Origin of the sequence: Gordonia alkanivorans NBRC 16433 (assembly GCF_000225505.1) — a bacterium.
Classification (GTDB): domain Bacteria; phylum Actinomycetota; class Actinomycetes; order Mycobacteriales; family Mycobacteriaceae; genus Gordonia; species Gordonia alkanivorans.
This window is the reverse complement of record NZ_BACI01000002.1, coordinates 157,452-178,973: the sequence shown is the minus strand read 5'-3', so window position 1 is coordinate 178,973 and position 21,522 is coordinate 157,452. Positions and strand designations below refer to the sequence as shown.

Here is a 21,522-nt window from a genome sequence, read left to right as displayed (position 1 = left end):
AGATTTAGAGTTATGTCAAGTAGTTCGTTGTGGAGATGACGCTAGGCATCCCGGGCCCCGGTATCCACAACAGCGCCCGGCGTGTCGGGAAGTCGCGCCGAAATTCGGTGAATTTCTCAGATCTTCAACGAATCTGGCGTCGTTCCCGGCCCGTGCCGGCGGCCGCGGGCCGACACCATCACTTGTAGGCCGGGAACTCAGGGCTCGAGACGTTGTACATCTTGGCGTCCCGGCTCAGCAGATACGTGAGGGTTCGCGCCTTCTCCGCTCCCCGATCGCTGTCGCCCCAGATGACCCGGCGGTCCTCGGTGAGGAGGAACTCGATGTCGACCGGAGAGTTCGCCGACACCCGGATGACCTGTCGCGCCAGCGATTCCGGGAGTCCGGCGACCGCGGTGATCGCCTCCCGGGTGGTGGGGTCGGCCGGGCCCGGGTTCGGGGTCTCGAGAACCGGGAGCTTGAGCACCTCCGGCGGCACGCCCTGGGCGCGGACGTAGTGCAGGAAGGACACCCCCGACCGGTCGAGGACGTGGACCTCGTCCCCGCTCGTCACGATCACCACCGGCACCCGCTCGACGACGGTGATGGTCAGCGACGAGGGGTAGGACCGCTGGACGCGGACGGATTCGACGGACGGGATGGTGGCGACCCGCTGCGCGACGGCGCGGGTGTCCACCTGGAGAAGCGGTGTCCCCTGGGGGACGGCTGCGACGCGGAGGATCTCGTCGGCCGGGACCGAGCCGTTGTCCAAGATGTCGGTGCTGCGTACCGACATCAGCGGGGTCAGATAGGCGATCAGGACCAGCCCGACCCCCGCGGCGACGACCATCAGGGTGCCGAGGATCAGGCGGGACCGGCGGCGGGTCGGCCAGCGGATCACGAGACCCGTCCCGTGAGGCCCCCGTCGCCGGGGCCCTCACCGTTCGCGTGCGTCGTGCGCTCGGTCCCGGTGTCCGCACCGAGCGCGGCGAGGATCTCGGGACCCTGCATGGTGATGTCGCCCGCACCCAGGGTCAACACGAGGTCACCGGGTCGCGCCAGGCCGGCGACCTGACCGGCCAGCCGCGACAGGTCCGGCGCGAACACCGACGGGCGGGTCAGCTTGTCGGCGATCGTCCGGCCGCTGACACCCGGTATCGGTGCCTCGCGGGCGCCGTAGACGTCGGCGACGACCACGGTGTCGGCGAGGTCGAGGGCGGTGGCGAACTCGTCGGCGAACTCGACCGTGCGCGAGTACAGGTGGGGCTGGAAGACCGCGATGACGCGACCGCGCGGCGCGTCGGGGCCGGCCCGCGCGGCCATCATGGCCTGCGCCGCGGACAGCACCGAGCGCACCTCGGTCGGATGGTGGGCGTAGTCGTCGATGACCTCGACGCCGCCCCGGCGGCCGCGGAACTCGAAGCGACGATGGACCCCGCCGAACGCACCGATGCCCGCGAGGATTCCGTCGAGGGCACCCGCGGCGTCGGCGGTCTGCGCGGCGTTGACGCGGACGGCGCCGATCACCGCGGCGATCGCGTTGAGCGCCATGTGCTCTCCCGGGAGCGGGAGGATGAGTTCACGTTCGACGACCGTGCCGGTCTCGTCGGCGGGACCGGTCACCGGCGCGGTGAAGCGGACCCGTGCCGCTCCCCCGGCGGCCCGCGGCTCCCACGACAGCAGGGTCGCCACGTTGGGCACGCCGGGCGCGAGGCCCGCATGGGTGCCGCGGCCGTAGCCGAGGACCGCGACCCCGCGCTCGGCGAGATCGCCGCGGACGCGTCCGGCGAGTGCGGCCGATCCGGGATCGTCGAGGCAGACCACGAGGGTGCCGCCGGTCCGGATGCGTTCGGTGAACTTGTCGAACACGTCGACGTAGGCCTCGATCGAGCCGAAGAAGTCGAGATGGTCGGCGTCGATGTTGGTGACGGCGACGACGTCGGGCGTGTACTCGAGCAGCGAACCGTCGCTCTCGTCGGCCTCGGCCACGAAGACCGGGTCGCCGCCGTGATGGGCGTTGGTGCCGGATTCGTTGAGCTCGCCGCCGATCGCGAACGACGGATCGCTGCCGGCGTGCTGAAGGGCGACGACGGCCATCGAGGTGGTCGAGGTCTTGCCATGGGTCCCGGCGAGCAGCATCGTCCGGTCGCCCTCCATGAGCTGGGCGAGCACGCGCGGGCGCAGCAGGATCGGGATGCCCCGCGAGCGGGCGGCCACCAGCTCGGGGTTGGTCTTGGGGATGGCGGCGTGGGTGGTGACCACCACCGACGGGCCGCCCGGGATCTGGTCGAGCGCCGACGGATCGTGTCCCACCTGGACACGGGCGCCACGCGTGCGGAGTTCGAGGATGCCGCGGCTGTTCTTCGCGTCCGATCCGGACACCTGGCCGCCGCGGGCGAGCAGGATGCGCGCCAGTCCGGACATGCCGGCGCCGCCGATGCCGACCATGTGCACGCGGGCCAGCTGCGGCGGCAGTCCTCCGGTTCCCACGGTCGTCCCCTCGCTCATGTCGTCACCTCCCACGCCTTCTCCGGTCGTCTCGCCGGCCGTGTCCCGTCCGACCCGGTCCCGTCCAATTGTCACTGCTCGCCGGCCGATCGGCGGGAACGAAACGCCTTGCGGACCGGGCCCCGGCCCGCGCGGAATCCGCGAGCGAGTTCGAGAGCGGCGTCGGCGACGGCCGCCGCGGCGTCACGATGGCCCGTGCCCGCGGCCGCCGCGGACATCTTCTGCAGTCGCTCCGCGTCCTGCAGGAGGGCCGGCACCTCGCGTGCCACCCACTCCGCGCTGACCGCCGAGTCCTCGACGATGAGTCCGCCACCGGCCTCGACGACCGGTAGCGCGTTGAGGCGTTGTTCGCCGTTGCCGTGTGGCAGCGGGACGTAGACGGCGGGCAGACCGGTGGCCGACACCTCGGCGACGGTCATCGCACCGGACCGGCACATCACCAGGTCGGCCGCGGCGTAGGCGAGATCCATCCGCTTGAGGTAGCCGACGCCGCGGTACGGCGGGGCGCCCTCGACGATCACCGGATCGATCGAGTTCTTGGGCCCGTAGGCGTGCAGGACACCGATGCCCGCCTTTGCGAGGGCTTCGGCCGCACCCGAAACCGCGGCGTTGATGCGTTGCGCGCCTTGGGATCCACCGAAGACGAGCAGGGTCGGGGCGTCCTCGTCGAGACCGAAGTAGTGTCGCGCCTTGGCCCGCAGAGCAGGCCGGTCCAGCTCGGTGAGGACACCGCGGACCGGCATGCCGACGACGGTCGCGTCGAGGCCGGAACCGTCGACGGCGGCCAGGATGCGGTCGGCGAAGCGGGCGCCCACCTTGTTGGCGATGCCCGCCGAGGCATTCGCCTCGTGGATGACGATCGGGATGCGGTTGCGTCCGCGCAGGTGCATCTGCGCGGCGAGGTAGGCCGGCACGGACACGTACCCGCCGAAGCCGATGACGACGTCGGCATCCACGTCGGCGAGCACCTTGCGGGTCGCGGCGACCGAGGACACCAGGCGGCCGGGCGTCTTGGCGAGGTCCATCCCGGGTTTCCGCGGCAACGGGACCGGCGGGATCAGCCGTAGGTCGTATCCGCGTTCGGGCACCAGGTCGACCTCCAGGCCGCGGCTGGTCCCGAGTGCGGTGACGCGGGCCGTCGGGTCGATGCGGGTGATCGCGTCGGCCACGGCGAGCGCGGGTTCGATGTGTCCGGCGGTACCACCGCCCGCGACCACCACCGACAACGGCCGCCCGCCCGGGCCTCCGGTCGTATCAGATTGTGCTGCACCCGAACTCACCGGCTCTGTCACTCCATCTCCAGCCACTTCGCACGTCTGTCCCACGCGGGGCATCGCCTGCCGCGGGAGCCGTCAGCGGCGTCCCGCGCGGCCGTGTGTCGGCCGATCGCGCCCGGGGTCGGCGGACCTCGGCGTACGCGGCTGATGCGCGCCCGCCCGCCATCCCGGTGACGCCGAGCGACGTGCACTGCCGGCGCCGGGATACCCGCCACGGTAGTCGACGCCTGCTCGTGTCGACGGCGCAGGTCGGGTGCGACCTGCCGTTGCCGGACGCCGTGCGGACGCACCACGAGCAGGTGCCGGTTCGGCGGCCTTCGCCCGTTTCCACGGCATGGTGAACCGGCCCCGGCTCGGCGCAGGCTCGGCCGGTCGTCCGCGACGACCCGACGGTCCTGTCCGACCGGACGCTCCCGCCCGTCCCGATGCACCGGCACGTACGGCCGTACGGCCGCCGGACCGTTCGCCCGCCGAGCGACGCCGGTCGAGCCGATCGCGCAGGGTCTCCGCCCGCGTCTGCCGGTAGGCCACCGGCGTCGGGAGCCGCAGGATCCGGGCCAGTCGGCCCTGCGACCCGGTGGTGAGGGCCGCGACGGCCTCGGGTTCGTGTCGTGCGGCGTTGGCGAGGAGCCCGAGCATCGCGAGCACGGTCAGCGTCGACGTACCGCCCGCCGAGATGAGTGGCAGCTGGATACCGGTGACCGGTAGCAGGCCGATGACGTAGCCGATGTTGATGAACGCCTGCGCGAGGATCAGCACGGTGATGGTCGCGGTCATCAGGCGCAGGAACGGGTCGGTGGAACGGTGCGCGATGCGGAAGCCGATGTAGCCCAGCAGCACGAACAGGAACACCACCAGCAGACCGCCGAGGAGGCCGAGTTCCTCGCCGATGATGGCGAAGATGAAGTCGTTGTGCGCGTTGGGCAGATAGTTCCACTTGGCGCTCGACTGGCCGAGACCCACACCGAAGACGCCGCCGTTGGCCAGTGCGTAGGTCGCCTGGCGCGCCTGGTAGCCGGCGCCCTGCGGGTCGTCGATGCCGCCGAGGAAGCTCATCACGCGCTGTGAGCGGTAGCCCTCGGCGAGCGCGAGGATCACCGCGAGGGCCACACCGGAGACGGCGAACGCCGAGAACACCTTGATCGGCAGCCCGGCGAACCAGAGCATCGCGCCGACGATGATCGCGATGGTGATCGTCGTCGAGAGATTGGGCTCGAGGATGATCAGCACGCAGACCAGCATCGCGACCGGGACCAGCGGGATCAGGAGCTCTTTGATCGAGGCGTTGTCCCGACGCCGCGAGGCCAGCAGGTGCGCACCCCAGATACAGAGCGCCACCTTGACCAGCTCCGAGGGTTGCACCGACACACCGGAGATGACGAACCAGCGTCGCGCGCCCTGGCTGAGCGTGCCGATGCCGGGGATGAGCACCAGTCCGAGCAGGAGGATGGCGATGGCCATCGACGGCGCGGCGAAGCGCCGGAGCAGGCGGATGGGGACCCGCAGCATCAGGTAGAAGACGATGAGGCCGAGTCCGGCGAAGATGACCTGGGTCGTGAACAGTCCGTACGCCGATCCCTCTTGCGAGTACCCCTCGACCGACGACGCCGACAGCACCATGACCAGACCGAAGGCCGTCAGCATGAACGCCATCGTGAGGACCAGCTGGTAAGAGGCCAGCGGCCGCGCCAGGAGGTTGCGCACGGCCTCGACGAGCAGGGCCGGCAGCGAGGCCGTCACCGACGCGGCGGTCGAGGCCGCCGCGGAGACCTCGGCGGCCGGCTTCGACAGCGCGGCCGCACCTTCCGACGCCTTCCGCCGTACGGTGGCCGCCCTGCTCTCGTCCGAGTGCTCGTCCGTCACGTCATCCAACGAGTCGTCGAACGTGTTCTCGTCGTCGACCGCGCTCTCGTCAGCCGCGGTCTTGTCGCTGCTCACGCGACTCACCGCGAGGTGGAGGTGCCGGCGATGTCCTGTGCGGCGTGCGCGAACGCGTCACCGCGCCGGCCGTAACCGGCGAACATGTCCAGCGACGCCGCGGCGGGTGCGAGGAGCACCGCGTCGGGCTTCGGGTCGCTCGCCGCGGCGAGCTCCCACGCCTCGGCGACCGCCCGGTCCATCACGGCGACGGCGGGGTCTGATCCCGAGGCTCGAGTCGACGAGTTCGGGATCGACGAGAGGACGGGTGCGGTCTGACCCTGGCGTTGCACGTTCACCGTGCCATCGTCCCCTGTGAATACTGTGACTGTTGGGACTTCTGGGGCGTGTCGCGCGATCGCTTCGACGACCAGTTCCCGATCCCGGCCGATGGCGACCACTCCGGCGAGCCGATGGCCGACCGCGGTGAGCATCCCGTCCATCGACGCACCCTTGAGCAGGCCGCCCGCTATCAGCACCACACGGTCGTACGCGGCGACCGCGGCCTGGGCGGCATGCGGGTTGGTGGCCTTGGAGTCATCGACGAAGCGGATGCCGTCGCGCGTCGCCACGACCTCGCCGCGGTGGGCGGCGGGCCGGAAATCGGTGAGCGCGGCCTCGACGGCGTCGCGCTCGACTCCGATCGACAGTGCGAGTGCGGCGGCGGCGAGAGCGTCGGAGACACCCGACGGACCGGCCGGATGCACGACGCCGGCGGACAGCAGACGACCCGCACCGAAGGCGCGGTCGACGAGTTGCCCGTTCTCGACGCCGAGCTGACCGTCCTGCGGCGGGTTCAGCGTGAAGCCGACCCGGCGTCCCGCGCCCGGCAGACCCGACGCGACCGCGTCGTCGAGGCCGACGACCGCGATGTCGCCGCGCAGCGCACCCGCCTTGGCCAGCGCATAGGCGTCGAAGGTGCCGTGCCAGTCGAGATGGTCCTCGGCGACGTTGAGCACCACCCCGGCCGCCGGGGTGACCGACGGCGCCCAGTGCAGCTGGAACGACGACAACTCGGCGCACAGCACGTCGACGCGGGGCGTCGCGCGCATGGCGTCGAGGACCGGCAGACCGATGTTGCCGCAGGCCGCGCCGGCACGGCCGGAGCGCTCGACGATGTCGGCGAGCATCGAGGTGGTCGTGGTCTTGCCGTTGGTGCCGGTGACGACCAGCCAGGTGCGCGGCTCACCGAGCAGACCAGCGGCGTCGACCCGCCAGGCCAACTCGACCTCACCCCACACCGGCACACCGCCCGCCGCGGCCTGCGCGACGAGGTCGTGGGTGGGTGCGAATCCGGGCGAGACGATCACGACCGCGGTGTCGCCGGTCCACGACGGGTCGGCGAGCAGATCGGGGATCGCGACCGCCTCCGCGCCCTGCGCGATCAAGTCCGCGACCCCGGGGACGGCGGCGATCGCCGCCTCCCGGCCGGCGGCGTCGGCATCGCGTGCAGCGAACCGGTCGTCGGCGAGCAGGATGCGGACGTCGCGGGTGATGAGATACCGCGCCGCCGACATCCCGGCGGTGCCCGCACCGCCGATCACCACGGTCTCCCCGGTCAACCCCAGCGAATCGCCGGCAGACGCGGGGCTCTCGGCGAGCGGATCAGCCATTGGTGGCCAGGAACTCACCGTAGAAGAGCGACAGTCCCAGCGCACAGGCGATGGCCGTGAGCAGCCAGAACCTGATGATCACCGTCGTCTCGGCCCACCCGCCCAGTTCGAAGTGGTGGTGGAAGGGCGCCATTCGGAACACACGGCGGCCGGTGGTCCGGAAGAAGGCGATCTGGATGACCACCGACATGATCTCGGCGACGAACAACGCGCCGATGACAACCGCGAGGAGTTCGGTACGGGTCGTGATGGACAGGCCGGCGAGCATGCCGCCGAGCGCCAGCGAGCCGGTGTCACCCATGAAGATCTTCGCCGGTGCGGCGTTCCACCACAGGAAGCCGAGGCAGGCACCGCCGCCGGCCACCGCGATGATCGCGAGGTCGAGGGGATCGCGGACCTGGTAGCACCCGGTCGGGATGTCGCTGGGCGGCTTGGCACCGCCGGCGCAGGCGTTGACGAACTGGAAGAACGTCACGAGGACGTAGGACCCGAGGACCATCGCCATCGAGCCGGCGGCCAGACCGTCGAGTCCGTCGGTGAAGTTCACCGCGTTGGACCAGGCGGCGACCACCAGCCAGCAGAACACCACGAAGACCACCGCGCCCAGGCCGATGGCGTCGATGTCGCGCACATAGCTGAGGTGGGTGCTGGCCGGGGTGAGGCCGTAGTCGTTGCGGAACTGCAGCACGAGGATGCCGAACAGGATCGCGGCGATGAACTGCCCGATCGACTTCGCGGTCTTGTTCAGTCCCAGGTTGCGGTGCTTGCGGATCTTGATGATGTCGTCGAGGAAGCCGACGATGCCGAGCGCCGTCGCGAGACCCAACACGAGCAGACCCGACGCGGTGGGTCCGTTGCCGCCGTCGGTGAACAGGCCCACCAGGTGCGAACCGAAGTAGCCCGCCCACAGTGCGGCGAGGATCGCGACGCCGCCCATCGACGGTGTGCCGCGCTTTGTCTGGTGGCTCTCGGGGCCCTCGACCCGGATCTCCTGGCCGAATCCCTGACGGGAGAACACCTTGATGAGCACGGGGGTCAGCAGGATCGACACCGCGATCGCGATCGCACCCGCGAGGAGGATCTGGGTCATCGTGCTGTCCTCGTGTTCGCTCGTCCGTTCCCCGCCACGCTGTTGTCTCCGACTCTGTTCGGTGTTCTCGGCCGGCGCGCCTCGCCGCGCGCCCTCATGATGCGGTCCCCTCGTCGCCGGGACCGGCGTCCGTCTCCTCGCGGATCTGCCAGCCGCAGCCCGCACCCCACGTCGTGACCACCGAGTCGAGGTCGGCGCTCGCGGCCGCGAGGAGGATGACATCGCCGGCGGCGGGCCGCCAGTCCGGGTCGGTGTCGACGAGTGCCGCGGCGGCTTCGACCGAGTCGACGATGCGCGCCTCGTCGCCCCACGACCCCTCCATGACGGCGCCCTGGTGCAGGGCGTGGACAGATCTGGAGTCGCCCACGCAGAGAGTCTTGTCGACGGCCAACCGGACGGCCAGACGTCCGAGGAGATCGTGTTCGACGACACGCTGGTTCTCCGGCGTCCCCTCGGGGGTGGCGACCTCGGCGAAGATGGCCCAGGTCCGCGGCCGATCCACCGCGGCGCTGCCACGCATCGCTCCGGCGTGCTCGGCGAGTCGGCGGATGAGCAGACGTGCGTCGTCGACCGTCACCGGCGCATCCCCGCGGATCACCGTGACGAACGGTCCGGTCATCGATCACCCTCCGCGGCCACCGAATCGGTGGATGCGCTCCGTGGGGTCGACGACTCCAGCGCTTGTGCGACGACGTCACGGTCGTCGAACGGATGCTTCACGCCGTTGATCTCCTGCCCGGCCTCATGTCCCTTGCCCGCGACCAGCACGATGTCGCCGGGCCGCGCCCACGCGACGGCCTCGGCGATCGCGGCCGCGCGGTCCCCGACCTCGCGCACCGGCTCGGCACCTGCCGGGCGTTCGGCGGCGTCGACGCCGCGGGCGCCGGCGAGAACCTCGGACCGGATGGCGGCCGGTTCCTCCGACCTCGGGTTGTCGTCGGTGACGATGACGAGTTCGGCACCGCGTGCGGCGGCCTCCCCCATCAGCGGACGCTTGCCGGCATCACGGTCGCCGCCGGCACCGACCACGATGGCCACGCGGCCGGGTCCCTCGCCGAGCTGCCCGCGCAGGGTCGCGAGCACGGCCTCGACGGCACCGGGTTTGTGGGCGTAGTCGACCAGCGCGAGGAACGGCTGTCCGCGATCGACCCGCTGCAGACGTCCCGGCACGCTCACCGACGCGACCGCGTCGAGTGCGGTGGAGATCGGCACACCCGCGGCATGGGCCACGGCGACCGCCAGCAGGCCGTTGGCCACGTTGTAGCGGCCCGGGAGAGGCATGACGAGGACGTGGTCGCCGTCGGGTTCGGTGATCGGCGTGTGGGAGGTGCCTTCGCCGGTGAGATCCGACGGTCCCGCGTGCCAGTGTGCGGGCGTCGGACCGGTCGACACCGTCACCGGCTGCAGGTGCGCCGCCTCGCCGGGCCGGCGGGCGAGATCGGCCATCCGCTGCCCCCACTCGTCGTCGACGCACACCACGGCGCGTACCGCGTGGTTCGGCGACGACGGCACGAACAGCTGCGCTTTGGCGTCGAAGTAGGCGCGCATCGTCTGGTGGAAGTCCAGATGGTCCTGCGAGAGGTTCGTGAAGGCACCGATAGCGAAGTGCGCGCCGTCGACGCGCCCCAGCGACAGCGCGTGGCTGGACACCTCCATGACGACGACGTCGACGCCGTCCTCGAGCATCGACGCCAGCAGCGCCTGCAGGGTCGGGGCCTCCGGTGTCGTCAGCGAGCTCGGCTGCGCGACGCCGTTGACGCGGGTCTCGACGGTTCCGATGAGCCCCACCGAGTGCCCGGCGGCGAGCAGGGCGGCCTCGACGAGATACGACGTCGTGGTCTTGCCCGACGTGCCGGTGATCCCGATCAGCTTCAGCCGCTGCGAAGGGTTGCCGTAGACACGGGCACTGACGCTGCCCAGCACGGTCCGCGGGGCGGGGTGGATGAGGACCGCGACGGCGGTCTCGGGCGGCAGGACGCGGCTGAGTTCGGCGCGGCCGGCCGGATCGGTCAGGATCGCGGTCGCCCCGGCGGCGACCGCCTGGTCGGCGAACCGCGCACCGTGGGTGGCCGCACCGGGCAGGGCCGCGAACAGATCGCCGGGCTGTACGTCCTGGGCACGCAGGGTCACGCCCTGGACGCTGGTGTCGCGATCGGCGCCGCCGACGAGGTCGAGCCGGGCGCCGGTGGCCGTCGACAGGACCGTCACGGACGTCGGCGCGATCTCGCGCGGACGACCGGCGACCTTCCTGCCCTTGCGCCTGCCGGCCGATCCCTTGTGCGAGGAACCACGAGACGTCATGTGTTCGCCTCCTCGGGTGTTCTCGGTCGGTGTGCTGGTGGTGCTGGTGGTCTGGATACCTGCGGTCTGGTTACCGGGGCCTGGGTTCGTGTTCGGCGCAGAATTGCACTCACGATACCGACCCCGGGATCGGCGTCCGGGATGCGGTGCGCCGACCCCTCCGGTCGTGATCAGTTCGCGGTGAGGGTCAACCTCGGCGTCGGCGGGGACAGCGGGACCTGGGCGCGCTGCAGCATCCACGACGCGATGGTCGAGAAGAGCGGTCCGGCGGACTGGCCTCCGGTGCCGTCGGAGCTGCGACGTGGGTTATCGAGCATGATCCCGATGACGTAGCGCGGCGCGTCGGCCGGGGCGATCCCGGCGAAGGTGATGTTGTAGCGCGAGTTCGAGTAGCAGCCACACGACGGGTCGACCTGCTGGGCGGTACCCGTCTTTCCGGAGACCTGGTAGCCGCTGACGGCGGCCTTGGTGCCGGTACCCATCTGCACGCCCATCGGATCGTCCTGCACCACCGACCGGAACATGTCGCGGACCGTCCGGGCGGTCTCCTCGCTGACGACGCGGACCGGTTCGGGACGAGCGCGTCCCTCCGGGGTGCTGCCGTCGCGCTCCTCGCCGGCGAGGATGCGCGGCGGGATGCGCAGACCGTCGTTGGCGATCGCCTGGTACATCGCGGTCATCTGCAGCAGCGTCATCGAAAGACCCTGTCCGATGGGCAGGTTGGCGAATGAACCGCCCGACCACTGGCTCAGTGCCGGCACCTCGCCGGCACTCTCGGCCGGGAGTCCGACGCCGGTGCGCTGGCCGAGCCCGAAACGCTTGAGCATGTCGGCGAAGCGTTCCTCGCCGATGCGCTTGGCGAGCATCAGCGTGCCCACGTTCGACGACTTACCGAAGATGCCGGTGGTCGTGTACGGCTCGACGCCGTGCTCCCAGGCGTCGCGGACGGTGACGCCGGACATCTGGATGCTGCCGGGCACCCGGTGGACCGTGTCCGGCCGGGTGAGGCCGTATTCGATGGCGGCGGACGCCGCGACGAGCTTGTTGACCGAGCCGGGCTCGAACGGTGAGGTGACCGACGGATTGCCGAGCTCGGCCTTCGGCTGATCCGACAGTGGGAGCGAGGCGTTGAAGGTGCCGTCGTTCGCCATCGCCAGTACCTCGCCGGTCCTGGCGTCGAGTACCACGGCCGAGGCGCCCCGCGCGCCGGATGCCTGTTTGGCCTTCATGACCTGGCTCTGGACGAACCACTGGGTGTCGGAGTCGAGGGTCAGGCGGACGGTGGAACCGTTGATCGCCGGGTGCACGTTGCGGGTGCTGCCCGGGATGATCGCGCCGTCCGATCCGCGGTCGTAGGTACGGGAACCGTCGGTACCGGACAGGATCGCGTCGAGCGAGGCCTCCAGACCGATGAGACCGTTGCCGTCGTAGTTGACGTCGCCGATGACGTTGGCCGCCAGCGAACCACCGGGATAGAGCCGGATGCTCTCCGGGTCGGCGCCGACCTCGGGGAACTCCTCGGTGATGCGCTTGGCGACGTCGGGGCTGACCGCCCGGGCGAGGTACACGAAGGGTTCGTCACCGGTGATCTTCTCGAGGAGGTCTTCTTCGCTGATCGAGCCGCCGAGTGCGACCGACACACCCTTGGCGATCTCCTTGAGCCGCTCGTCGACGCCGGGCAGTTCGTCGTTCTTGCGGTGCTCCTCGTCGATCGACTTGCGAACCGCCTTGGGCAGGAACGTCAGTGACCGGGCTTCGTCGGTGTAGGCCAGCGGGCGACCGTTGCGGTCGAGGATGGAACCACGCTTGGCCGTCAGGACCTGGGTGTACTCGCGCTGCTGGGCGGCCTCGGCCGAGATGGACCCGGCCTGGATGGTGTGGACGACGATCATCCTCCCCGCGACCGCGAGGACCACGAGCAGCACGACGACACCGAACACCTTGGTCCGGAAACCGAAGCTGTGCAGTCCCCCGCTGTTCCGCGGGCCGCCCTTACCCGGTCCGCGGCCACCCGGGCCGCCTGCGGTCGCGCGGGATCCCTGGCCCGGGCGACGTCCCGGGCGAGACGGCGCGTGGCCGAGTCGCTCGAAGGTCGCACGTGTCATGGTCGTCAATTGTTCACCGCTTCAAGGTCGTGACAGGGATTTGGCGTCGGCGGGTTGCAGATCGGTGGGCGCACTGTGACAGTCCCCACGACCCGCGGGCACCTCACGTCCGGGGCACGACATTCGGCGCCGGGACCGGGGTCGAGGGCTGGGGTGTGGACCCCGACTCGGTCGGCGCCGACGAACCCTCCCCCTGCCCGGGGGCCGGATCGGGTTGAGCCGGAACGGGTTGCGGAGACGGCGCGGACTGTCCCGGGGCCGAGGGGGCCGGGGCCTGCTGGCCCGGGGTCTGCTCGGCCGGCTGGTCGGGGGCACCGGCGGCGCCACCGCCCAGCCCGATCGAATCGTCCACCTTGCGCGGGTCGATGGTCTCGGTGGGGTCGGGTTTCAGTTCGGGGTTGAGGTCGGCCATCGGCTTCCCCGATGCCGGTGCGGGTTTCCCGACGATTCGGGGCCGGCGCGGGTCGTCGACGATCATCCGTGCCGGATTGTCCGACGGGATCATGCCCAGACGAGTTGCCTCACGGGACAGTTCCGGCGCCGAGTTGCCGGATTCGTAGGTCCGCTTGAGCGCGTCGCGCTGGTCGATGAGCGACTGGTTCTCCGTCCGCTCGATGCCGAGCTTGTAGGAGTCCTGGGCCGACTTGGTCGACAGCCACAGGCTCAGACCGAGGCCCAGGACCAGCAGCGCGATGACCGGGACCACGAAAGGTGTGTGCTGCAACCGTTCCCGGAGCGAGACACCGGACATCGACAACCCGCCGCGGGCCGCGCGTGGTGCGCTCGCACCGGTGGCCATGCGCTTGTGGCGCCGGTCCAGCGCGCGTTGGGCAGCCCGCGAACGGGTCGCGCGTTCGGATTCGATGCGTGCACGCCGCGACCGCCGACTGTCACGCTCGGCATCCGACCGCCCGGCGTCGGAGCGGGTTGCTCCGGAACGGGCTGTGCCGGAACGCTTGTCGTCGGAACGGCCGGAGCCGGGACGACGAGGGGCGTCGTGCAGGATCGTCATGATCAGCCCTTCTTCTCGACTCGTTCGACCGCCCGGACTCGCACCGGTGCCGATCGCGGATTGATGGACAGTTCCTCGTCGTCGGGACGCTCGGCGCCACGGGTCACGAGGCGGAACTCCGCGGCGGTGCCCGGCAACTCGACGGGCAGGCCGGGCGGGGAGGTCGAGGTCGTACGAGCTGCGAACTCCCGCTTGACGATCCGGTCCTCGAGCGACTGGTAGCTCATCACCGCGACACGACCGCCGACCGTGAGCACCGACAGCGCGGTCGGCAACGCCTCACGGAGGACGTCGAGTTCGTGGTTGACCTCGATACGCAGGGCCTGGAATGTTCGCTTGGCCGGGTGGCCGCCGGTACGCCGTGTCGCCGCCGGGATGGTGGCGTAGAGCAGTTCGACGAGGCGCGCACTCGTCGTGAAGGGTTCTTTCTCGCGCTCACGCAGGACCGCCGAGGCGATCTTGCCGGCGAAGCGCTCCTCCCCGTATTCGGAGAGCACACGGGCCAACTCGCCGTGACCGTAGGTGTTGAGGACGTCCGCCGCGGTGAGGGGGTCGTCGGAGTTCATCCGCATGTCCAGGGGCGCGTCGACCGAGTAGGCGAATCCCCGGCCGGCCTGGTCGAGCTGCATCGACGAGACGCCGAGGTCGAACAGCGCGGCGTCGATGGATTCCTCACCGGCGTCGTCGAGGACGTCGGCGATCTCGTGGAAGGTGGCCTGGTGCAGGGATATCCGGTCCGCGTGCGGCGCGAGCCTGCGTCGCGCGATGTCCAGGGCGGAGGCGTCGCGGTCGATGCCGACGAGGTGCACGTTGGGGAATGTGTTCAGGATGAGTTCGCTGTGCCCACCGGCGCCGAGCGTCGCATCCAGGAACACCCGCCGGTCTTCTGATTCCAGTGCCGGGGTGAGCAATTCGACGATCCGCCGGCCCATGACCGGGATGTGGCCGAACTCGCCCGAGCGGCGAGTGTCGTCACCAGTGTCATCCACGGAGGGCCCCCATCGGCGTGTCGGCCATGTCGGTCGGCAGAGTCGGCGTTTCGGTGCGAAGGACTTGTCGGAGGAGTGTCATGTCGCGGGCGGGACGGCGGATCACCGTCGGGCCGCGCCCCGGATGGAGCGAGGTCCCGATCCGATTCCGTACCTGGCGTTGGGGAAGTACGCCAGGGTCGGACCGGATCGGGGCCTCGTGCCACCCGAAGCCCGAGTACCGCTCAGCCCCGTCCCCTCTCGGCTACAAGACCGCGTTCAACGCGGCCGAGTTGGCTGCCGAGAAGTTCTCCTCGTGCTGCGTCTGGTACTCGTCCCATGCGGCCGAATCCCAGATCTCGAGGTGATCGAAGCTGCCGAACACCACGCACTCCTTGGACAGTCCCGCATAGATGCGATGGTCGGAGGACAGGCTGATCCTGCCCTGGCCGTCCGGTCGCTGTTCTTCCGAACCGGCGAAGAAGGTCCTCTGAAACGCACGCAGGTCAGGGTCGTTGCGTGACGCCTCGACGATCCTCGCCGCGATCGCATCGAACTCTTCGGTCCGATACACCGACAAGCTGTGGTCTTGGCCTTTGGTGACCACTACCCCTCCTGCCAGTGCATCGCGGAACTTCGCGGGCAACGTGAGTCGCCCTTTGTCGTCCAATTTGGGCGTGTAGGTGCCGACGAATCGCACAGACATGTCGACACCTCCCGCCCCTGGGTTCCGCGCTCCGGATCGCCTCACCCAGTGCTGCCACAGTACCCCACTTTCCTCCACTTTCCACCCCAGAGGCCCACACGATCTCCCACGTTCAGCAAATCCCCAGTTCAAGCGGGCAAAATGTGTGGAACTTCGTGCGTGTCCCGTGCGCAAACGCGCGTCTACACCTCCCGGAGCCGTGTGGCAGACGTGTTTCCTGAGGTGCCCGATACCCGTGCGACCAGCAGTTCCGTCATAAGTGGGGCAAAGTGGGGACCCCCGGTGGGGGAAGGTGGGGCCCGGGAGTGGGTGACGGTGGGGCGCGTGGGGCGCACGGCCGGGAGCGCGCTGGATCGCGCATACGAAAGAGCCGCGCACCCACTGGGGTGCGCGGCTCCGGATGAGTCGTGGCCTTCAGGCCGGCCGGGGATCTACTCCTGCTCGAACCGACGGTTGAATCGTTCTTCCATCCGCTCCGACAGCTTGCGCTTGGAGCCGGACCCGGACTGCTTCTTGCCTCCGGCACGCGGCGCGGACGTCGCGGAGTCGGCGAGGTCGTCACCCCAGAGGGCGAAGAGACCGGCGCCGAACATCACCAGGAAGCCGAGGAGGCTGACGATCGGGAATCCCCCGATGTCGATCTTGACGATGAGACCGCCGACGAGCATCACGAGGCCGACGACGAAGATGGCCACCGCCTGTAGGCGACGACGGCCACTCGACTTACCCAGCCGACGACGCTTGACACTGGACGCAAACTTGGGGTCTTCCGCGTACAGAGCGCTCTCGATCTGTTCGAGCATGCGTTGCTCGTGCTCCGAAAGTGGCACCGACCCTCCTTCTCCCTGATCCGCGACGCCGACGACGGTCAACCGCGACCGGTGAGGCGTCTGCGCCTTATTCTCCCATGATACGAGGTGAAATCAGCCGCGACCACCATTACTCGCTGTTGTTGGTCCGGATGCACATACCGGAACGACAACGGAACGCCGAATGTGTGTCCGGCCTCACGCAGTTCGCCCGATTTGGGGCTCCTCTGTCCCGAATTTGCCTTGCTCGTAAGCAATGACCAAGGTCTCGACCCGGCGGAGGAAATCAAGGACGAGGAGTCGCATGCCGGCGACACTGTCGGGGTCGAGTGTTCGGATGATCCCCGACTCGATCTTCATCCGGACGGGCGACAGCGTGGCGAAGCGCGCGGCCAGCGGGGCGAGGTCGGGAGCGACAACTCCGATGCGGGTCCAGGCGTTCGACGTCTTGCGACGGGCGGGGCCGGCCGGCTCGCCGATCGCGAGCGCGGCGCCTGCCGCACGGAGGGCGACGAGATAGAACTGCCGAAATCGCTCGGCGTCGTCGGAGACGCCGTCGGCGTTGTCGAGGAGGAGATGGGCGCGCTGGAGGAGGTCGCGCGCACGTCCGACCATCACCGGGTCGACGGGGGCGGACCGGCGGGATGTGGGCCGTCCGGGCATGGCATCCTCCTCACTCGCTGGCGACGGTGTCCGGTGGCAGACGCTTCCCTCGTCCGCCACCGGACCGTCATGTCGTCGGGATGAACGCGAACAGCTTGCGGAGGCACATTCATCGAACACCCGTTCGACACGTTCAATATAGCTAGCGGCGCGCGTCTCTTCAAGGCGTGGGTCCGCGCCCGCATCCTTCTTCAACACCGGGTCCCGCGACCCGATTCCGCGGAGTCCGCCGTACCGAGAGGACAGTCACGCCAGATGGTCGGAGAACGCATGGCCGGGGCGGTGCGGGCCCGCTCGGTGAACCCGGAAGCGACCCGACGTTGACGCTCCGGCTGGTGAACCTCAGTGGTCAGGACTCCCGCGTGTGGCTGGAGCCCGCTCTCGACGTCTACGTGACCGCGATGGGATATCCCCGCGGGACCGAGATGCATCGAGCGTCCCTGTGGCGCGAGCACATCGCCCGGCCGGGCTGGCGCGCGATCGGCGCGGTCGCCACCCTGCCCCCGCACGAGGTGCAGTCGATGCCGACGTCCCGTCGCCGGGTCGGACCGCCGGTGGGTACGGGTCCCGACGACGTCCTGGTCGGCATCGCGTACGGCTACACCGGCGCGACCGGACAGTGGTGGAATCAGCAGCTCCGGCTCGGGCTGCGGCAGACCGGACGCTCGCCCGCGGACATCGAGATGATCGCCCGGGACTACTTCGAGCTGACCGAGCTCCACGTTCATCCCACCGCACAGGGACGCGGCATCGGACAGTTGCTGCTGGCACGGCTCCTCGCCGAGCGGCCCGAACGTCATGTCCTCCTGTCTACGCCGGAGATCCCCGCCGAACAGAACCGGGCGTGGTCGCTGTACCGGCGGATGGGCTTCACGGACGTGCTCCGGCATTTCACCTTCACCGGCGACCCCCGTCCGTTCGCGTTCCTCGGCCGTCCGTTGCCGCTGAATCTGCAACCGCCGCCCCCCGGTCCCCCACCATCCGGAAGATAGAGGGCATGGCACAGACAAAGACGACAGCGCACGGCACGGAACACGCATGAGCGGGCACGGGGAGCGGCGCGACGCGGTGGTCGTCGGCGGCGGCCACAACGGCCTGATCGCCGCGGCCTACCTCGCGAAGGCCGGTCGCGACGTCGAGGTCTTCGAACGCGACGACATCCCCGGCGGGGCGGTGTCGACCGTCGAACGTTTCCCGGGGCACCGCATCGATCGCGGTTCCTCGGCGCACCTGATGATCCGGCACTCCCCCGTTCTCGACGACCTCGACCTCGCCTCGCACGGACTCCGGTACGTCGACTGCGACCCCTGGGCCTTCGTGCCGGCGACCGACACGGCCCCGGCGATCGTTTTCCGCACCGATCTCGACGCCACGTGCGTCTCCATCGAACGATCTTGCGGCGCAAAGGATGCCGCGGCATACCGGCAGTTCGTCGAGACCTGGACGCCGCGCGCGCGGGCCGTCATGGACGTCTTCTACCGACCCGCGTCGATGGGACAGTTCGGGCGGGCGTTCGCCGGTCTCGGTTCGACGGCCACCACCGAACGCACCGGCCTGATCGGACGCCGCAGCGGCGCGATGCTGAATCTCACCGCCGAACTCATGGCGTCCGGCGACTCGCTCCTCGACCGATACTTCGACTCCGAACAGCTCAAGGCCGGGCTCGCCTGGTTCGGTGCGCAGTCGGGACCGCCGATGAACGCACCCGGCACCGCGCCGATGGTCGGGTTCGCCGCCCTGATGCATCTCATCCCGCCCGGCCGCGCGATCGGCGGCAGCGGTGCGCTGACCGATGCGCTCGTCCACCGCATCGGCGCCGACGGCGGCCGGATCGTGTGCGGGGACCCGGCCGTCTCGATCACCCGGTGCGGTGACCACTGGCGGGTGCAGACCGAATCCGGCGAGCGTCGGTGCACACCGACCGTGATCAACGCCTGCCACGTGCTGGCGACCCTGGACCTGCTGGCGGCGGGCGGTTTCGACGCCGGGACCATCGACCGCTGGCGACGCGACATCGTCGTCGGCAGCGGGATCGGGATGGCGGTGCGTCTCGGCACGACCGCGCTGCCCGTCTACCGCGACCTCCCCGACGACCTGCCCGTCCACGGCGTCCACTCGGCACTCGGCCTGCTGGTCACCGACCGTGCGCACCTGATCCGTGCGCACGCCGCTGCGGCGGTCGGTGCACTACCGCCGCGGCCCGCGGTGGTGGCGATGAGCTTCTCGGCGATCGACCCCACCCTCGCCCCGGAGGGCAGGCACGCGATCAACCTGTGGGCACAGTGGCACCCCTATCGGCTCGCCGGGGGCGACTGGTCGACGCTGGGGGCACAGGCGGCGGCCGCGGTCTGCGACGAAGTCGACCGTCATGCACCGGGTTTCGCGGAGTCCATCGCACACCGGTACATCCAGACCCCCGAGGATCTCGAGTCCGAGCTGGGCCTGATCGGCGGCAACATCATGCATGTCGAGATGTCGATCGACCAGATGTTCATGTGGCGACCGACCCCCGACCTGGCGGGCCATCGCGTCCCCGGCGCCGACGGACTGTTCCTGGCCGGGGCGTCGACCCACCCGGGCGGCGGGGTGACGGGCGCGAGCGGTTACATCGCCGGGCACGCCGCACTGCGTAGGAGACGTTTGTTCAGCTGAGTGTCTGGCACGATGAGCAGCGTGCGATTGTCGATTCCCGAGCAGGGTGCACCGAAGTCCTCCCGCGGTCAGTCCCGACCCCGCCGGCTGATGCCGCTGGCGGTGGCGGTCGTGACTCTCCTTCTGTCGCCGCTGATGGCCGGCTGCCTGGAGCGTTCGACGACGGTGGGCGATCGGTATTCGGGCAGTGTCATCGTCGCGACGTCACCGGACAATCCCCGTGGCGCTCCGCAGCTGGATCTCCCCGAGTCGATGATGGGGCAGGTCTCGGTGACCGAGTACAAGGAGACACCCGAGGAGTCGGCTGCCCCATCGGGGTCCGCCGACCGCGATGACCGCAGCGGGGACGCCGGGAACGGCGAGGAGGCGGTCACCCGCGTGGGCAGCCGCGCGAGTTTCTCCGATCTCACCGCCGGCCAGTTCGGCCAGCTCGGCGACATCATCGCCGACGCCTACGGCGACACCTCGCTGACGATGGACCTCACCGCCAAGCGCAGCGGCGAGGTGGTTCGTTTCCGCGGTGACACCGACCTGTCCGAACTCATCCCGGGTCGCGACTTCGTCCAGCTGACGGTCACCTTCGGCGGGCCGGTGACGGCGACCAACGGCGACCAGGTCGGCGAGTCGACGGTCACCTGGACCCCGGCTCCGGGCGAGCCGTCGGACTTCACCGCCGATGCCACCTACCCGGATCCCGCGACCGCCGCGGTCAGCAGCTGGTCCTGGTTCGTCGCCATCGTGTGTCTCATCGCGGTGCTGATCATCGCGCGGCTCGCCTATGCGAAGCGGTACCGCGGCCCGCGCCCGGGACGACCGGTCGCCACCAACACCGCACCGTCGACCCTGTCGGGTGAGGGACTCTCGGCGGCCGCTGACCCGAAGGCCTCGACAGCGCCCGAGAAGAGTTAGGACCCGAACAGCCAGGTTCCAGGGTCAGGCGGGGACGTGGAGCGCGGCGTCGACGTCCACGCCGAGGCGGCCGAGTACCTCTGAAGTCGCCTTGGCGAAGTTGAGGCTGCAGAAGTGCAGGCACGGTGCGCCCTCGGCGATGAGCCGTTCCGCGGTCTCGGTGGCGAAGTCGATGCCGACGGCGCGAACCGTCGCACGATCCTCCTCGGGACCATCGCCCGCGGCCTTGGTGAATCGCTCCACCACCTTCGGCGGGATCACCGAACCGGACAGCTCGGCCATGCGCTTGATGCTGGCCAGCGACGTCACCGGCATGATGCCCGGGATGATCGGCTTGGCACCCTGCTCGGGGTCGGCGGCCTGCACCCGGTCGCGCAGACGCAGGTAGTCCTCGACGTCGAAGAACATCTGGGTGATCGAGTACTCGGCACCCGCGCGGAGCTTGTTCACCAGGTTGCGGGTGTCGTGCTCGAGGTCGGGGGCACGGTGATGGCCCTCCGGGAACGACGCCACCCCGACGTGGAAGTCGCCGAGGGTGTCGATGAGATGGACCAGCTCCTCGGCGTATTCGACGCCCTCGGGATGGGCGATCCACTCGCCGAGCGGATCGCCCGGCGGGTCGCCGCGCAACGCGAGGATGTTCGCGATGCCCTGATCGGCGTACGCGCCGACGAGTGCGCGCAGTTCGGCGATACTGTGGTTGACCGCGGTCAGGTGCGCCACCGGCAGCAGGGTGGTCTGGGCGGCGAGCTCGCCGGTGATGCGGACCGTGCGGTCGCGCGTCGAACCGCCGGCACCGTAGGTCATCGACACGAAGGCCGGGGACAACCGCTCGAAGATCCGCACCGCGCGCCACAGCCGGGCTTCGCCTTCGGCGTCGCGCGGGGGCATGAACTCGACGGAGAACGGCACCGGTCCACGGTGCGGGGCGGACAGGCGTTCGACGATCGAGGGTGCCGGAGCGGTTGGGGTCACCCGAACAGTGTAGATAGCGATTCGCATAGCCTGGCAGG

The 21,522-nt window shown here is 70.0% G+C and carries 18 protein-coding genes; 3 read left to right on the top strand and 15 right to left on the bottom strand.

Annotated elements, in window-relative coordinates:
• Positions 1 to 178: 178 nt before the first annotated feature.
• The 14 genes from GOALK_RS00825 to GOALK_RS00760 form a co-directional block, all read right to left on the bottom strand.
• Positions 179 to 880: a cell division protein FtsQ/DivIB gene (locus GOALK_RS00825; RefSeq protein ID WP_006356879.1), complete on the bottom strand. Its 702-nt coding sequence runs from the start codon at positions 878 to 880 to the stop codon at positions 179 to 181.
• The gene (gene murC, locus GOALK_RS00820) at positions 877 to 2,487 is read right to left on the bottom strand and encodes a UDP-N-acetylmuramate--L-alanine ligase (RefSeq protein WP_006356878.1); all 1,611 of its coding nucleotides are present in this window, start codon (positions 2,485 to 2,487) and stop codon (positions 877 to 879) included. The genes GOALK_RS00825 and murC overlap by 4 nt, the downstream gene beginning before the upstream one ends.
• A gap of 71 nt (positions 2,488 to 2,558) precedes the next feature.
• Entirely contained in the window at positions 2,559 to 3,821 is a 1,263-nt protein-coding gene (murG, locus tag GOALK_RS00815; protein ID WP_373278699.1) for an undecaprenyldiphospho-muramoylpentapeptide beta-N-acetylglucosaminyltransferase, read from the bottom strand.
• An 18-nt stretch (positions 3,822 to 3,839) separates the two neighbouring features.
• Positions 3,840 to 5,702: a putative lipid II flippase FtsW gene (gene ftsW / locus GOALK_RS00810; RefSeq protein ID WP_040003891.1), complete on the bottom strand. Its 1,863-nt coding sequence runs from the start codon at positions 5,700 to 5,702 to the stop codon at positions 3,840 to 3,842.
• A gap of 5 nt (positions 5,703 to 5,707) precedes the next feature.
• Entirely contained in the window at positions 5,708 to 7,294 is a 1,587-nt protein-coding gene (gene murD, locus GOALK_RS00805; RefSeq protein ID WP_006356875.1) for a UDP-N-acetylmuramoyl-L-alanine--D-glutamate ligase, read from the bottom strand.
• Positions 7,287 to 8,384: a phospho-N-acetylmuramoyl-pentapeptide-transferase gene (mraY, locus tag GOALK_RS00800; protein WP_006356874.1), complete on the bottom strand. Its 1,098-nt coding sequence runs from the start codon at positions 8,382 to 8,384 to the stop codon at positions 7,287 to 7,289. The genes murD and mraY overlap by 8 nt, the downstream gene beginning before the upstream one ends.
• Before the next feature lie 94 nt (positions 8,385 to 8,478).
• Positions 8,479 to 9,003, bottom strand: coding sequence for a hypothetical protein (locus GOALK_RS00795; protein ID WP_006356873.1), 525 nt, complete (start codon positions 9,001 to 9,003; stop codon positions 8,479 to 8,481).
• Positions 9,000 to 10,685 (bottom strand): UDP-N-acetylmuramoyl-L-alanyl-D-glutamate--2,6-diaminopimelate ligase, encoded by a 1,686-nt coding sequence (locus tag GOALK_RS00790; RefSeq protein WP_006356872.1) that lies wholly within the window; start codon positions 10,683 to 10,685, stop codon positions 9,000 to 9,002. The genes GOALK_RS00795 and GOALK_RS00790 overlap by 4 nt, the downstream gene beginning before the upstream one ends.
• Before the next feature lie 170 nt (positions 10,686 to 10,855).
• Entirely contained in the window at positions 10,856 to 12,790 is a 1,935-nt protein-coding gene (locus GOALK_RS00785; protein WP_006356871.1) for a peptidoglycan D,D-transpeptidase FtsI family protein, read from the bottom strand.
• A 103-nt stretch (positions 12,791 to 12,893) separates the two neighbouring features.
• Positions 12,894 to 13,802 carry a cell division protein FtsL gene (gene ftsL, locus GOALK_RS00780; protein ID WP_006356870.1) on the bottom strand — a complete coding sequence of 303 codons (909 nt, stop codon included), beginning with the start codon at positions 13,800 to 13,802 and terminating at the stop codon, positions 12,894 to 12,896.
• A 2-nt stretch (positions 13,803 to 13,804) separates the two neighbouring features.
• Positions 13,805 to 14,791 (bottom strand): 16S rRNA (cytosine(1402)-N(4))-methyltransferase RsmH, encoded by a 987-nt coding sequence (rsmH, locus tag GOALK_RS00775; RefSeq protein ID WP_035752675.1) that lies wholly within the window; start codon positions 14,789 to 14,791, stop codon positions 13,805 to 13,807.
• Positions 14,792 to 15,035: 244 nt separating this feature from the next.
• Complete coding sequence (gene mraZ / locus GOALK_RS00770; protein ID WP_006356868.1) at positions 15,036 to 15,476, bottom strand: division/cell wall cluster transcriptional repressor MraZ; 441 nt, start codon at positions 15,474 to 15,476, stop codon at positions 15,036 to 15,038.
• Positions 15,477 to 15,907: 431 nt separating this feature from the next.
• Positions 15,908 to 16,306 carry an SCO2097 family morphological protein gene (locus tag GOALK_RS00765; RefSeq protein ID WP_006356867.1) on the bottom strand — a complete coding sequence of 133 codons (399 nt, stop codon included), beginning with the start codon at positions 16,304 to 16,306 and terminating at the stop codon, positions 15,908 to 15,910.
• A 177-nt stretch (positions 16,307 to 16,483) separates the two neighbouring features.
• The gene (locus GOALK_RS00760) at positions 16,484 to 16,948 is read right to left on the bottom strand and encodes an SAV_6107 family HEPN domain-containing protein (protein WP_006356866.1); all 465 of its coding nucleotides are present in this window, start codon (positions 16,946 to 16,948) and stop codon (positions 16,484 to 16,486) included.
• Positions 16,949 to 17,268: 320 nt separating this feature from the next.
• Here GOALK_RS00760 and GOALK_RS00755 point away from each other — a divergent pair, with 320 nt between their 5' ends.
• The 3 genes from GOALK_RS00755 to GOALK_RS00745 are packed head-to-tail and all read left to right on the top strand — an operon-like array spanning position 17,269 to position 20,509.
• The gene (locus GOALK_RS00755; RefSeq protein ID WP_006356865.1) at positions 17,269 to 17,940 is read left to right on the top strand and encodes a GNAT family N-acetyltransferase; all 672 of its coding nucleotides are present in this window, start codon (positions 17,269 to 17,271) and stop codon (positions 17,938 to 17,940) included.
• Positions 17,941 to 17,986: 46 nt separating this feature from the next.
• Positions 17,987 to 19,600: a phytoene desaturase family protein gene (locus tag GOALK_RS00750; protein ID WP_006356864.1), complete on the top strand. Its 1,614-nt coding sequence runs from the start codon at positions 17,987 to 17,989 to the stop codon at positions 19,598 to 19,600.
• A gap of 12 nt (positions 19,601 to 19,612) precedes the next feature.
• Positions 19,613 to 20,509 (top strand): LppM family (lipo)protein, encoded by an 897-nt coding sequence (locus GOALK_RS00745; RefSeq protein WP_035752681.1) that lies wholly within the window; start codon positions 19,613 to 19,615, stop codon positions 20,507 to 20,509.
• Positions 20,510 to 20,533: 24 nt separating this feature from the next.
• On the opposite strand, the gene GOALK_RS00740 is transcribed toward GOALK_RS00745, so the two are convergent.
• Positions 20,534 to 21,511 (bottom strand): methylenetetrahydrofolate reductase, encoded by a 978-nt coding sequence (locus GOALK_RS00740; RefSeq protein ID WP_035752683.1) that lies wholly within the window; start codon positions 21,509 to 21,511, stop codon positions 20,534 to 20,536.
• Positions 21,512 to 21,522: the final 11 nt, after the last annotated feature.